Here is a 12,507-nt window from a genome sequence, read left to right on the forward strand (position 1 = left end):
GCGTGTCAGGCGATCGTCTGGAGCACAGCATGCCCGACGCCCGTGGAGTCCGGGGCCGGCGCGGCAGCCTGCTCGCCGTCACGTGCGTCGCCTCGGCCCTGGTGGTCGGAGCCGCCTTCTCGCTGTCGCTGGCCCTGCCCGAGCTCGGCCGCGCCACCGAGGCGACGCAGACCGAGCTGACCTGGGCGGTCCACGCGTACGGGCTGACCTTCGCCGCGCTGCTGCTGCCGCTGGGCGCCGCCGCCGACCGCTTCGGCCGGCGCGGCGCGCTGCTGCTGGGCCTGGCGGTGTTCGCCGCGTGCAGCACGGCGTCGGGGCTGGTCACCGACCCGGCCACCCTCGTCGCGCTGCGCGGGCTGGCCGGCGTCGGCGCGGCGGCGGTCGTGCCGGCCACGCTGGCGGTGCTCGTCGACGCGCATCCCGCCGAGCGCCACGGCTCCGCGGTCCGGGTGTGGGCCGCGGTCTCCGGCGCGGGCGTGCTGCTGGGGCTGCTCCTGTCCGGTGCGCTGCTCGAGGTCGCCTGGTGGGGCAGCGTGCCGGTCGCCTCCGGTGTGCTGGCCGGGCTGGTCCTGCTGCCGTGCCTCGCGGTCGTCCCGGCCTCGCGGGACCCGCACCTGCCGCTGGACCCGCTCGGCGGCGTGCTCGCCCTCGCCGGTCTCGGGGGCGTCGTGTGGGGCGTCGTCGAGGGGCCCGGGCGCGGGTGGACCGACGCGACGACGCTCACCGCCCTCGCCGTCGGCGCGGTGTCCCTGGCCGCGTTCACCCGCCACGAGCTGCGCAGCCGGCACCCGGTGGTCGACGTCCGGCTGTTCCGCGACCGCCGCCTGGCCCTGGGCCGTGCCGTCGTCTTCCTGCAGTTCGCCGCCGCCTGCGGTCTGCTCTTCCTCGCACCGCAGTGGCTCCAGTACCTGCGCGGCCTCTCGCCCGTGCAGGCCGCGCTGTGGCTGCTGCCGATGGCGGTCGGCACCACCGTGGCCGTGCGGATCGCGCCGGTGCTGCGCCGGCAGGGCCCCCGCGCCGTCACGATGCGGGCGCTGGTCCAGATGGGCATCGGGGCGTTCCTGCTGTCCCGGCAGGCCGACGGCGACGCCCCGCTGTGGCAGTTCCCCGCGGCGGCGTTCCTCTTCGGGATCGGCTTCGGCCAGGCCCTCGTCTCGGGGACGGCGCTGATCACCGAGGGCCTGCCCGCCGCCCGGCGCACGCCCGCCGCGGCGGTCGCGGACGCGACCCGCTGGGTCGGCGGCGCGATCGGCGGCGCGGTCGCCGCCGGCGTCCTGCTCGCCGTCTACGGGGATGACCCGTCCCCCGCCGGCGCGGCGGTGGCCGACGGCGCCCGGGAGGCGTTCGCCGCCGGCTACACCGTCGCGTTGCGCGTCGGAGCGGCGGCCCTGCTGGGCGGCGCGCTGCTGGCCGCCGTGCTCGCACCCCGGCGGGCGCAGGCCCGGCACCGCGGCATCATCGGGCGGGCGCTGCGTCCGGTCGTGCCGCTGACGGCACGGCGGCAGCCGGTCGTGGACGTGGCACCGGTGCCGCGGGTGGTCCCGGCCCGGCGCGTGCCGCGCGGGGTGCAGGCGGTCCTGGTGGCCGCGGTGGTGCTGGGCCTCCTCGCCGGAGTCGGTCTGGTGGCCCGCACCCTCACGAGGTCGACCGACCTGCCGGACACCGTCCCCGCCGCGCTGACCGAGGCGCCGCGGACCGCACCGCCGCAGCAGTCCGCCACCGCCGCCGCGGTCGCGCCACCGCCCGTGACCGACCCGGCCGCGCTGCCCGAGACACCCGAGCCGCCCGCCGAAACGACGGCGGCCGCGCCGACCACCCGGGCCGCGGCGGCACCGGCCCCGGCCACGCCGGCCGAGACCACCACCCCACCGGCCGAGACCACCACCCCGCCCGAGGCCACCAACCCGCCGGCCGAGATCGCGACGCCCACCCCGACCACGACACCGCCGGCCGAGACCACCACCCCACCGGCCCCGACCACCACACCACCGGCCGAGACCACGACGCCCACCCCGACCACGACACCGCCGGCCGAGACCACCACCCCACCGGCCCCGACCACCACACCACCGGCCGAGACCACCACCCCACCGGCCGAGACCACCACCCCGCCGGCCGAGACCACCACCCCGCCGGCCGAGACCACGACACCGACCGAGACGACCACGACCACCGAGACCCCGACGACCACCGAGACCCCGACGACCACCGAGACCCCGACGACCACCGAGACCCCGACGACCACCGAGACCCCGACGACCACCGAGACCCCGACCACCACCGAAGGGACCACCGAAGGGACCACCGAAGGGACCACCGCCGGGGAGACGGGCACCTCCGCGCCGGCGAGCCCCTGAGGCCGATCCGGCAGGACCGCTGCGGTACGCGGCGGGGATGACCCTGTCGCGGTCCGGCGTGGCGACCGATCCTGGGGCATGGACATCCTGACCGGGGGCACGGCGGGCCGGGTCCGGGAGGCGGTGGCCCGGTACTGGCAGACCCAGGTGCACCTCTGGGAGACGTACCTCTCCCCGGCCGGCTGGGGCCCGGTGCCCGAGGCCCCGGCGCTCGGGGACGAGCCCCTGCACTGGGTGGGGCGGCGGCTGGTGGGCAGCGTGCTACCGGACGAGCCGCGCTGACCTCACTCCCCCGCGGTCAGCGCGGCCAGCTCGACGACGGCGCCCACCAGCGCCGCGCCGTCGAGCAGGACGAGGTCGTTGTGGTCGGCGCCGGGGACCTCGACCAGCCGGTGCAGAGCCGCGGCGGCGTCGGCGACCCGCCGGCTCTGCGCCGGCGGCACGATCGTGTCCGCGGTGCCGAGGACGACCGTCGTCGGCACCTGCACCCGGGCGATCCCCTCGGCCACCGGGTACCGGTCGCGCAGCAGCAGCCGGACCGGCAGGAACGGGTAGTGCTCGGCACCGACGGCGGCCAGGTCGGTGAACGGCGACCGCAGCACAAGCCCGGCCGGCGGGTCCTCCACGGCCAGCTCGGTCACCACCGCGGCCCCCAGGCTCTCGCCGTAGTAGAGGAGCCGGCCCGCGGGCACGCCGGCCTCCTCGAGCAGCCAGGTCCGCGCCGCCCGGACGTCGAGCGCCAGGCCCTCCTCGCTCGGGCTGCCCGGGTTGCCGCCGTAGCCGCGGTAGTCGAACAGCAGCACCGCCAGCCCGGCGTCCGACAGCGCCCGGGCCAGCGGCGCGCGCAGTCCCCGGTGCCCGCCGTTGCCGTTCGCCACCAGGACGGCGGGTGCGCCGGCGTCCGGGCCGGGGACGAACCAGGCGCCCAGGGCCAGGCCGTCGGCGGTGGTGAGCACGACGTCCCGGGCGCCGGGGACCGCGACCGCCGCGGCGGGCAGCGGGCCGTCGTCGGGGAGGTAGACGAGGCGCCGCTGGAACGTCCACAGCAGGCCCACGACCACAGCCAACAGGAGGACGACGACCAGCGCCGCCCGCGGTCCGGAGCGCACGACCCGATGGTCGCGGACGGCCCGCTCCGCGACCCTCCCGGACCGGGCGGCGACTGTGGGAGCACCCGGGGAGGGCCCGCGACCGGTAGCGTCGGGGCGGACCGGAGGAGGTCCCGTTCCCACACACCGCGGACGCTGCGCCGAAACCCACCTCGGATGTCCCTGCCGGGGCGACGAGACCGTCCACGAGCGTCGCTCGAGTGAGATGCGCGACGCCCGGGACCGGTCCCACGAACCGGTGGACTGCCCCGAGTGTGGCTCGCCGACCACACCGCTGTCCCTGCTCGCCTGGGGGAACTGCCGGGTCTGCCGCACGGCGCAGTCCCGGCTGACCGACCCGCTCCGCTGGTGACGACGGCGGGACGGCCGCCGCCCCCGCGCCGGGAGCCGGTACAGTCGCCTCCGGTCGCTGTCGTGCCTCTGCTTCGTTCTCGGACGTCCGCAGTCGTCTCTGCCTGACGTTCCTCTCGGTCCTGCCGGTCGGTGCGGCGACCCGGCTCCGGCGCCTGCCGGACCGACACCCCAGCACGGAAGAGAGAACGACATGACCCAGGGCACCGTGAAGTGGTTCAACGCGGAGAAGGGCTTCGGCTTCATCGAGCAGGACGGCGGCGGCCCCGACGTCTTCTGCCACTTCTCGGCGATCAGCGGCTCCGGCTACCGGTCGCTGGACGAGGCGCAGCGCGTCGAGTTCGACGTCACCCAGGGCCAGAAGGGCCCCCAGGCGGAGAACGTCCGCGCGATCTGAGCACCACCGGGGGCACGCGGCGCGACCGCGCCGCGTCCTCCCGCCGCACCACCCCGGACCCCCACGGCCCCCCGGCCGCGGGGGTCCCGTCGTCCCCGGACCCGGGACCGGACCGCGGGACGCCCGGCGGGCACGCCTCCGTGTGAGAGTGGCGGCCATGTACCTGCTGCTCGAGTACTCCCTCGCCGACGACTACCTGGAGCGGCGGGCGGCGCTGCGGGAGGACCACCTCGCCCTCGCCCGCGCGGCGCGCGAGCGGGGTGAGCTGCTGCTCGCCGGCGCGCTGCCCGACCCCTTCGACCGGGCGCTGCTGATCTGGACGGCCGACCGCGACGTCGTGGAGCGCTTCGCCGAGGCCGACCCGTACGTCGTCCACGGCCTGGTGACGAGCTGGACGGTCCGGCCGTGGAACGTCGTGGTCGGGGGGCAGGGGTCGTGAGCGGCTTCCCGACCGTCGCCGAGCTCGCCGCCGAGGAGGACGAGCTGCGGTTCACGAGCTTCACCAACGACGACGCCTGGGACCTCGGCTCGGCGCTCGTGGCCACCGCCCGCAGGGCCGACGCGCCGGTGGCCATCGAGATCCGGCGCAACGGGCACCGGCTGTTCTCCGCCGCCCTGACCGGCGCCACCCCGGACAACGCGGACTGGATCGCGCGCAAGGCCCGGACCGTGCAGCGCTTCGGGCACGGCTCGCTGTACGTCCGGCAGACCTGGATCGAGCGGGGCACCACCTTCGAGGAGTCCTCGGGCCTGGACCTCCGGCGGTACGCGGCACACGGCGGCGCCGTGCCGGTGTTCGTGCGCGACGTCGGCCCGGTCGGCGTCGTCGTGGTGTCCGGGCTGCCGCAGCTGGAGGACCACCGGATGGTCGTCGCGGCGATCCGGGCGCACCTCGGCCGCTGAGTACGGGTCGGTACTGGTACCTGTGGGCTCCGTGTCACAGGATGTGCACCGTCGACGGCGACGGGGCCGGCGACGGGACTCCGGAGGCGCGGGGACGTGACGGTGCGCAGTGCGGTCCGCTGGGCCGCGACCCACGGCGCGATGCGGCTGGCGATCCGGGCGCGGGCCCGGGCGGGCAACCCCGACGCCGAGGTGCTCCGCGACCCGGTCGTCCGCGAGGACCCCTACGCCCACTACGAGCGGCTGCGCACGCCCGCGCCGTTCGCCGGGGGCGCGTTCGCGCGGGTCAGCGTGCACCACGACGTCTGCACCGACGTCCTGCGCAGCGACGACTTCGGCCAGATCGGCGGCAACCGCACCGAGGGCCTGCCGCCGGTGCTGCGGCTGGCGCTGCGGCTGGCCGGCCCGCGGCCCAGCGTCGGGCCGATCGACCCGCCGTCGATGCTCGCCGTCGACCCGCCCGACCACACCCGCTACCGCCGGCTGGTCAGCCGCGCCTTCACCGCCCGGGCGGTGGCCCGGCTGCGCGAGCGCACCGGCGAGATCGCGCACGGCCTGCTCGACGACCTCGAGCGCGAGGCCGCGGCCACCGGCGGGCAGGTGGACCTCGTCGCCCGCTACGCCGGCCTGCTGCCGGTCACGGTCATCTCCGAGGTGCTCGGCGTCCCGCTGGCCATGCGCGAGCAGTTCCTCGCCTGGGCCGACGGCGCCACCCCGAGCCTGGACATGGGCCTGTCCTGGCGCACCCACCGCGAGGTCGAGCGCAACCTCGGCGAGCTCGACGCCTGGTTCCGCGGCCACCTGCACCGGCTGCGCCGTGCGCCCGGCGACGACCTGCTGTCCGGCCTGGTCACCGCGGCCGACGACGACGGCGCCGCGCTCACCGAGCAGGAGCTCATGGCCACCGCCGCGCTGGTGTTCGGCGCCGGCTTCGAGACGACCGTCAACCTGGTCAGCAACGGCGCCGCGCTGCTGTTCGCCCACCCGGACCAGCGCCGGCTGCTCGTCGAGGACCCGTCGCTGTGGCCGAACGCCGTCGACGAGGTGCTGCGCCTGGAGTCGCCGGTGCAGCGGACCGGCCGGCGGGCCAGGCGCGCCACCGAGGTGCACGGGGTGCCGATCGCCGAGGGCGACCTGGTGCTGCTCGTCCTCGCCGCGGCCAACCGCGACCCGCGGGTGTTCGACGACCCGCACGCCTTCAACGTCACCCGCCGCAACGCCCGCGACCACGTCGCCTTCTCCAGCGGCATCCACTTCTGCCTGGGCGCCGCCCTGGCGCGGATGGAGGGCGAGGTCGCCCTGCGGGCGCTGTTCGAGCGGTTCCCCGGCCTCACCGCCGCCGGCGCCGGGCACCGCCGGGGCACGGTCATCCTGCGCGGCTGGGAGACGCTGCCGGTCGCGCTCGCCCCGGCGCTGTCCCCCGCCGCCGACGCCGCCCGCTGAGGCCGCCCCGTAGCGTTCCGCCCGTGGAGACCCCGCTGCGCACCTGGGCCGGCAACCTCACCTACCGCGCCACGCGGGTGCACCGGCCGCGGACGGTGGCCGAGGTGCAGGAGGTCGTGGCCGGCAGCGAGCGGGTGAAGGCCCTCGGCTCGCGGCACTGCTTCAACGACATCGCGGACACGACCGCCGACCTGGTGGTCCTCGACGACCTGGACACCGGGGTGGAGGTCGCGCGGGCCGACGACGACGGCAGCGGCGTCCTGTGGGTGCCGGCCGGGATGCGCTACAGCGAGCTGGTCCGGGAGCTGGCCCCGTCCGGGCGGGCGCTGCACAACCTGGCGTCCCTGCCGCACATCACCGTCGCCGGCGCCACCGCCACCGGCACCCACGGCTCGGGGAACCGCAACGGCTCGCTCGCCACGTCGGTCGCCGGGCTGGAGCTGGTGCGCTCCGACGGCGGGGTCGCCGTCCTCGGCGAGGGCGACGCCGACCTGCCCGGCGCGGTCGTGCACCTCGGCGCGCTCGGCGTCGTCACCCGGGTGGCGTTGCGGTTCCAGCCGACGTTCGACGTCGCCAACACCGTGTACGTCGACATGACCTGGGACCGGCTGTTCGCCGACCTCGACGCCGTCGCCGACGCCGCCTACAGCGTCAGCGTCTTCACCGACTGGCACCGGGTCACCTCGGTGTGGGTCAAGTCCCGGCCGGAGGACCCCGCCGCCCCCGAGGACTTCTTCGGCGCCCGCGCGGCCACCGAGCCGACGCACATGCTCCCCGACACCCCGGTCGAGAACCTCACCGAGCAGCTCGGCGTGCCCGGCGAGTGGCACGAGCGGCTGCCGCACTTCCGCGCCGAGTTCACCCCGAGCAAGGGCGACGAGCTGCAGAGCGAGTGGTTCGTCCCCCGCCGGCACGGCCGCGCCGCCGTGGAGGCACTGCGCGGCCTCGCCGACCGGGTCGCGCCGCTGCTGCAGGTCAGTGAGATCCGCACCGTCGCCGCCGACGGGCTGTGGCTGAGCCCGGCGTCGGGCGGCGACGTCATGGCGCTGCACTTCACCTGGGTGCCCGACCAGCCCGCCGTCACCGCGGTGCTGCCGGCGATCGAGGCCGCGCTGCGCCCGTTCGGCGCCCGCCCGCACTGGGGCAAGCTGTTCACCACGGAGGCCGACGAGCTGGCCGGGCTGTACCCGCGGATGGCCGACTTCCGGGCGCTGGTGCGCCGGTACGACCCGCGCGGCGCGTTCCGCAACGACTACCTGGACCGGACGGTCGCCGCGTTCGCCTGACCGCTCAGCCCAGCTCGCGCAGCCGGCCGGCGAGGAACTCCCGCTCGACGGCGTTCTCGGTCAGCAGCAGCGCCTCGGCGTAGGCGTCGCGGGCCTCGGCGACCCGGCCGAGCCGCCGCAGCAGGTCTGCGCGGGCGGCGGGCAGGTAGCCGTAGCCGGCCAGCTGCGGCTCGGCGGCGAGCTCGTCGAGGGCGGCCAGCCCCGCCGCGGGCCCGGAGGCGAACCCGACGGCGACCGCGCGGTTGAGCGCCACCACCGGCGAGGGCCACACCGCGGTGAGGACGCCGTAGAGCGCGACGATCTCCGCCCAGTCGGTGTCGGCCCACGACGGCGACTCGGCGTGCACCGCGGCGATCGCCGCCTGCAGCGCGTACCGCGACGGCGGCCGGGCGCGCAGCGCCTCGCGGGCCAGCGCGACGCCCTCGGCGATGGCGGCCCGGTCCCAGCGTGTGCGGTCCTGCTCCTCGAGCAGCAGCAGCCGGCCGTCGGCGCCGGTGCGCGTCTCGCGGCGGGCGTCGGTGAGCAACAGCAGCGCGAGCAGCCCGGCGACCGCCGGGTCGCCCGGAAGCAGCCGGCGCAGCATCCGGGCCAGCCCGACCGCGCGCTCCACCAGGTCGCGGCGCACCAGGTCCTCCCCGGCCGGGGTGGTGTGGCCGGTGGTGAACAGCAGGTGCACCACCGACAGGACGGCGTCGATCCGCTCGGGCAGCTCCGCGGCCGGCGGCACCCGGTACGGGATGCGGGCGACGGCGATCTTCTTCTTGGCGCGGGTCATCCGCGCGGCCATGGTCGCCGTCGGGACGAGGAAGGCGCGCGCGACCTCGGCGGTGCTCAGCCCGCACACCAGGCGCAGGGTGAGCGCCACCTGCGCCGGGCGGTCCAGCGCGGGGTGGCAGCAGGTGACCACCAGCCGCAGCCGGTCGTCGGGATAGCCGTGCGCCTCGTCGACCAGCGCGGGCGCGATCCCGCCGTCGACACGGTCGTCCTCGACCAGCAGCGGCAGGTGCCGGCGCTCGACGCCGCGGTGCCGGAGCACGTTGAGCGCCCGCCGCCGGGCCGCGGTGGTCAGCCAGGCGCCGGGGCGCGCGGGGACGCCGTGCGCGGCCCAGTCGGTCAGCGCCGCGGCGAAGGCGTCCTGGACGCACTCCTCGGCGACGTCGAGGTCGCGGGTGACGCGCACCGTCGCGGCGAGCACGAAGGCCCACTCGCGACGGTGCGCGTCGGCGACCGCGGCCGCGACGGCGGGGCCGAGGGGACCGGCGGTCGTGGAGGACACCGGTCAGTCGAAGGTCATCACCGGGCGGACCTCGACGCCGCCGAAGCGGGCCGGCACGGTGCGCGCGACGGCCAGCGCGGTGTCGAGGTCGGGCGCGTCGATCAGGTAGTAGCCGCCGAGGGCCTCCTTCGTCTCGGCGAACGGGCCGTCGGTGACCTCGCCACCGCGCACGCTGGTCGCCGTCGTCGTCGGCTCCAGCGCCTCGCCGCCGAGCAGCTTGGCGCCGTGCCGCTCCACGCCCGCGGAGAAGGTCTCGTGCTCGGCGGTGATCTCGCCGTAGACGTCGGGGGTCGCGGTGGCGTACTGCGTCTCGTCCTCGTAGATCAGGACCAGGTACTTCGTCATGCCGTCCTCCGGGCTCCGGGGGCCCGCCTGCCGGGCCCTCCACCTCTACGACACGCAGCACCGCACCAGATCGACAGCTCCCGCGGAAGACCTCCCACGCGCCGTCGTCTCCGGCATGATCTGACAACCGGACGGCCGGGTTCCGCAGATGTTCTGACGGTGCGCGCCGAGGCAGGCACTGATTAGCGTCACTGTCAGCAGTCAGGGCGTACCCGTCCGTCACGTCGCGGTACGCCACCTCCTAGACCCCCCGAGGAGCCCCCCGTGCCGCTCTCCCGCCTCAGCCTGATCACCGAGTCCTCCGCGCAGCCCGACGCCGTCGCCGGCTCGGTCTGGAGCGTGCTGTCCGGTGGCGACGCCGCGTGGCGGCTGGACGCGCTGTGCGCCGAGACCGACCCCGAGGCCTTCTTCCCGGAGAAGGGCGGCTCGACCCGCGAGGCCAAGCGCGTGTGCGCGGGCTGCGACGTCCGCACCGAGTGCCTGGAGTACGCGCTGGCCAACGACGAGCGCTTCGGCATCTGGGGCGGGCTGTCCGAGCGCGAGCGGCGGCGGGTGCGCCTGGCCCGCCGCAGCATGCCGCTCAGCGCCTGACCGCCCGGGCGGGGCGCCGGTCCCGCGGGTTACGGTCCGGCCCAGGTCCCGCCGCCGGACCGTCGCCTGCCGAAGGAGCCGCCGTGGCCGAGGTCGTGCTGTTCCACCACGCGCTGGGGCTGACGCCCGGCGTCACCGCGTTCGCCGACGACCTGCGCGCGGCCGGGCACACGGTGCACACCCCCGACCTGTTCGGGGGCCGCACCTTCGGCTCGGTCGAGGACGGCGTCGCCCACGCGCGGGAGATCGGCTCCGGCGAGGTGGTGGACCGCGGCGCCCGCGCCGTGGCGGACCTCCCCGAGGGTCTGGTCTACGCGGGCATGTCGCTGGGCGTGCTCCCGGCGCAGCACCTGGCGCAGACCCGGCCCGGCGCCCGCGGCGCGGTGCTCCTCTACTCGTGCCTCCCGGCGGAGGAGTTCGGCCGCTGGCCGGCCGGCGTCCCGGTGCAGGTGCACGGCATGGACGCCGACCCGCTCTTCGTCGACGAGGGCGACCTCGCGGCCGCCCGCGCGCTCGCGGAGGAGGCCGACGACGCCGAGGTGTTCACCTACCCCGGCGACCGGCACTACTTCGCCGACCGCACGCTGCCCTCCCACGACCCGGACGCCGCGGCGCTGCTCACCCGCCGGGTGCTCGACCTGCTGGCGCGCGCGTGAGCTCGCCGGAGGTGGCCGCCGCCCGGGTGCAGGCGGTCCTCGACATCCCGCTGCACCGGCACCTGGGCATGCAGCTGCGCGACCCCGCCGACCCGACCGCCGGCATCTGGTTCCCCGTCGCCGCGGCCGCGCAGAACCAGGCGGCGCTGCTGCACGGCGGCGTCGTCTACACCTTCCTCGACGTGGCGGCCTTCCTGTCGCTGCTGCCCTCCCTGGGCGACGGCGAGCACGCGGTCACCCACGACCTCACCGCCTCCCTGCTGCGCCCGGTGCGCGCCGGCGCGCGGGTCGACGTCACCGGCTCGGTGCTGCGCCGCGGCCGCGCGGTGGCGTTCCTGCGGTCCGAGGCGACGGTGGACGGCGCCCTCGTCGCCTCGGCGCAGGTCACCAAGACGATCGTCCCGGCGGGCTGAGGGGCTCACCCCGGCGGCGTCACCAGAGCGTCATCGAGCGGCGGAAGATCCCGGCGACGTCCTCGGCGGTCACCTCGCGCGGGCAGGTGGCCAGCAGCCGCTGCTGCTTCATGGTGCCCTCGACCAGGTCGTCGACGTCGCCCTCGTCGAAGCCGACCGCGGCGATCCCGTTGGGGATGTCGATGTCGCGCATCAGGTCGGTGAGGACGGTGGGCAGGAACTCGGCCGGGTCGTCGGGCTCGCCGGCGTTGGGGGCCAGCAGCTGCGCCGCCCGGACGTGCCGCTCGGGCGCCGCCTCGAAGGTGAACCGGAAGGCCTCCGGCGCGGTCAGCGCCACCGACATCCCGTGCGGCACCATCGGCTCGCCGGCCGGGTAGTCCTTCGGGTGGAAGTCCTTCACCTGCCCGGCGATCGGGTAGGCGTTGGCGTGCGGGACGTGCACGCCGGCGTTGCCGAAGCCCATCCCGGCGAAGGTCGCGGCCATCGCCATGTCGCCCCGGGCGGCCGTGTCGTCGCCGTGCCGCACCGCCCGCCGGAACGAGCCGGCCAGCAGCGACAGCGCCTTCTCCGACCACATGTCCGAGATCGGGTTGGACCCGCAGTAGGGCACCCGCTGCTCGGGCGCCTTGCGGTCGTAGGTCGTGTACCAGCGCGCGGTGTAGCTCTCCAGCGCGTGGCACAGGATGTCCATCCCGGCCGCGGCGGTGACCCCGGGCGGCTGGGTGACGGTGAGGTCGGGGTCGATGACGGCGAGGGTGGGCCGCAGCCGCGCGTGGCTGATGCCGGTCTTCACCCGCTGCGCCAGCACGTCCATCACGCAGATCGTCGTGCTCTCCGACCCGGTGCCGGTCGTCGTCGGGACGGCGACCAGCGGCTTGAGCGGCTCGGACGGCGCCTGCCCCTTCCCCACCGGCACGTTGACGTAGTCCAGCAGCTCGCCGGGGTTGGTGGTCAGCAGGTCGATCGCCTTGGCGGTGTCGATGCTCGACCCGCCGCCGACCGCGACGAACGCGTCCCACGGCCCGGACGCGCGGGCCGCCTCGATCGCCTCGGTCAGGCTGACGTCGGTCGGCTCGACGTGCACGCCGTCGTAGACCCGCGCCTCGATGCCGAAGCGGCCCATCTGGTCGGCGACCCGCTGCGGCAGGCCGGTGGCCGACACCCCGGCGTCGGTGACCACCAGGACCCGCCGCACGCCGAAGCGGCTGAGGTCGTAGCCGATCTCCTCCGACGCCCCGCTGCCGAACTTCAGCTGCGGTGCCCCGTAGGTGAACACGGACTCGGCGGTCATGTCGGCCTCCTCGGCTCGGGCGGATCCGGTTGCACGGATCGTTGCACCCTCCTTGTGGCGGGGACCACAGCGCGGCAGGGTCGGGTGCG

Annotated in this window: 14 protein-coding genes; 10 read left to right on the forward strand and 4 right to left on the reverse strand. The window is 76.3% G+C overall.

The annotated features are described in order from the left end of the window. The first annotated feature begins 29 nt into the window (after positions 1 to 29). On the forward strand, positions 30 to 2,357 hold the full coding sequence (locus ACI796_RS00765) for an MFS transporter (protein WP_456939341.1): 2,328 nt from the start codon (positions 30 to 32) through the stop codon (positions 2,355 to 2,357). Between the two features lie 78 nt (positions 2,358 to 2,435). Then, complete coding sequence (locus ACI796_RS00770) at positions 2,436 to 2,639, forward strand: hypothetical protein (protein WP_456939342.1); 204 nt, start codon at positions 2,436 to 2,438, stop codon at positions 2,637 to 2,639. 2 nt (positions 2,640 to 2,641) lie between these two features. Here the strand turns inward: ACI796_RS00770 and ACI796_RS00775 are convergent, their stop codons facing one another. Further along, complete coding sequence (locus ACI796_RS00775) at positions 2,642 to 3,466, reverse strand: alpha/beta hydrolase (RefSeq protein WP_456939343.1); 825 nt, start codon at positions 3,464 to 3,466, stop codon at positions 2,642 to 2,644. A gap of 544 nt (positions 3,467 to 4,010) precedes the next feature. On the opposite strand from ACI796_RS00775, the gene ACI796_RS00780 reads away from it, so the two are divergent. The 5 genes from ACI796_RS00780 to ACI796_RS00800 all read left to right on the forward strand — a co-directional run bounded on the left by ACI796_RS00780 (position 4,011) and on the right by ACI796_RS00800 (position 7,846). Further along, positions 4,011 to 4,214 carry a cold-shock protein gene (locus ACI796_RS00780; protein WP_012948522.1) on the forward strand — a complete coding sequence of 68 codons (204 nt, stop codon included), beginning with the start codon at positions 4,011 to 4,013 and terminating at the stop codon, positions 4,212 to 4,214. A 157-nt stretch (positions 4,215 to 4,371) separates the two neighbouring features. Continuing rightward, positions 4,372 to 4,653 carry a YciI-like protein gene (locus ACI796_RS00785; RefSeq protein WP_456939344.1) on the forward strand — a complete coding sequence of 94 codons (282 nt, stop codon included), beginning with the start codon at positions 4,372 to 4,374 and terminating at the stop codon, positions 4,651 to 4,653. Further along, the gene (locus tag ACI796_RS00790) at positions 4,650 to 5,117 is read left to right on the forward strand and encodes a heme-degrading domain-containing protein (protein ID WP_456939345.1); all 468 of its coding nucleotides are present in this window, start codon (positions 4,650 to 4,652) and stop codon (positions 5,115 to 5,117) included. Before ACI796_RS00785 ends, ACI796_RS00790 begins: the two co-directional genes overlap by 4 nt. A gap of 96 nt (positions 5,118 to 5,213) precedes the next feature. Further along, a complete protein-coding gene (locus ACI796_RS00795) occupies positions 5,214 to 6,560 on the forward strand; it encodes a cytochrome P450 (RefSeq protein WP_456939346.1) in 1,347 nt (448 codons plus the stop codon). Between the two features lie 23 nt (positions 6,561 to 6,583). Further along, positions 6,584 to 7,846, forward strand: a complete 1,263-nt coding sequence (locus tag ACI796_RS00800; protein WP_456939347.1) for a D-arabinono-1,4-lactone oxidase — start codon at positions 6,584 to 6,586, stop codon at positions 7,844 to 7,846. A 4-nt stretch (positions 7,847 to 7,850) separates the two neighbouring features. Here ACI796_RS00800 and ACI796_RS00805 read toward each other — a convergent pair whose 3' ends face one another. Together ACI796_RS00805 and ACI796_RS00810 are read right to left on the reverse strand one after the other, a co-directional pair. Further along, the gene (locus tag ACI796_RS00805) at positions 7,851 to 9,122 is read right to left on the reverse strand and encodes an RNA polymerase sigma factor (protein WP_456939348.1); all 1,272 of its coding nucleotides are present in this window, start codon (positions 9,120 to 9,122) and stop codon (positions 7,851 to 7,853) included. Positions 9,123 to 9,125: 3 nt separating this feature from the next. After that, the gene (locus ACI796_RS00810; protein ID WP_456939349.1) at positions 9,126 to 9,467 is read right to left on the reverse strand and encodes a YciI family protein; all 342 of its coding nucleotides are present in this window, start codon (positions 9,465 to 9,467) and stop codon (positions 9,126 to 9,128) included. Between the two features lie 264 nt (positions 9,468 to 9,731). Here ACI796_RS00810 and ACI796_RS00815 point away from each other — a divergent pair, with 264 nt between their 5' ends. The 3 genes from ACI796_RS00815 to ACI796_RS00825 all read left to right on the forward strand — a co-directional run bounded on the left by ACI796_RS00815 (position 9,732) and on the right by ACI796_RS00825 (position 11,127). Continuing rightward, entirely contained in the window at positions 9,732 to 10,058 is a 327-nt protein-coding gene (locus ACI796_RS00815; RefSeq protein ID WP_456939350.1) for a WhiB family transcriptional regulator, read from the forward strand. Between the two features lie 83 nt (positions 10,059 to 10,141). Then, on the forward strand, positions 10,142 to 10,714 hold the full coding sequence (locus tag ACI796_RS00820; RefSeq protein WP_456939351.1) for a dienelactone hydrolase family protein: 573 nt from the start codon (positions 10,142 to 10,144) through the stop codon (positions 10,712 to 10,714). After that, on the forward strand, positions 10,711 to 11,127 hold the full coding sequence (locus ACI796_RS00825) for a PaaI family thioesterase (protein ID WP_456939352.1): 417 nt from the start codon (positions 10,711 to 10,713) through the stop codon (positions 11,125 to 11,127). Before ACI796_RS00820 ends, ACI796_RS00825 begins: the two co-directional genes overlap by 4 nt. Before the next feature lie 19 nt (positions 11,128 to 11,146). On the opposite strand, the gene ACI796_RS00830 is transcribed toward ACI796_RS00825, so the two are convergent. Continuing rightward, positions 11,147 to 12,418 carry a hydroxyacid-oxoacid transhydrogenase gene (locus ACI796_RS00830; RefSeq protein ID WP_456939353.1) on the reverse strand — a complete coding sequence of 424 codons (1,272 nt, stop codon included), beginning with the start codon at positions 12,416 to 12,418 and terminating at the stop codon, positions 11,147 to 11,149. Between the last annotated feature and the right edge of the window lie 89 nt (positions 12,419 to 12,507).

The sequence above is a fragment of the Geodermatophilus sp. SYSU D00525 genome (assembly GCF_054050475.1).

What these genes read in the sequence shown, in the direction of transcription:
- ACI796_RS00785 (WP_456939344.1), top strand. Translation starts at nt 4,372, where the DNA reads ATGTACCTGCTGCTCGAGTACTCCCTCGCCGACGACTACCTGGAGCGG.
- ACI796_RS00830 (WP_456939353.1), bottom strand. Translation starts at nt 12,418, where the DNA reads ATGACCGCCGAGTCCGTGTTCACCTACGGGGCACCGCAGCTGAAGTTC.
- ACI796_RS00770 (WP_456939342.1), top strand. Translation starts at nt 2,436, where the DNA reads ATGGACATCCTGACCGGGGGCACGGCGGGCCGGGTCCGGGAGGCGGTG.
- ACI796_RS00765 (WP_456939341.1), top strand. Translation starts at nt 30, where the DNA reads ATGCCCGACGCCCGTGGAGTCCGGGGCCGGCGCGGCAGCCTGCTCGCC.
- ACI796_RS00780 (WP_012948522.1), top strand. Translation starts at nt 4,011, where the DNA reads ATGACCCAGGGCACCGTGAAGTGGTTCAACGCGGAGAAGGGCTTCGGC.
- ACI796_RS00810 (WP_456939349.1), bottom strand. Translation starts at nt 9,467, where the DNA reads ATGACGAAGTACCTGGTCCTGATCTACGAGGACGAGACGCAGTACGCC.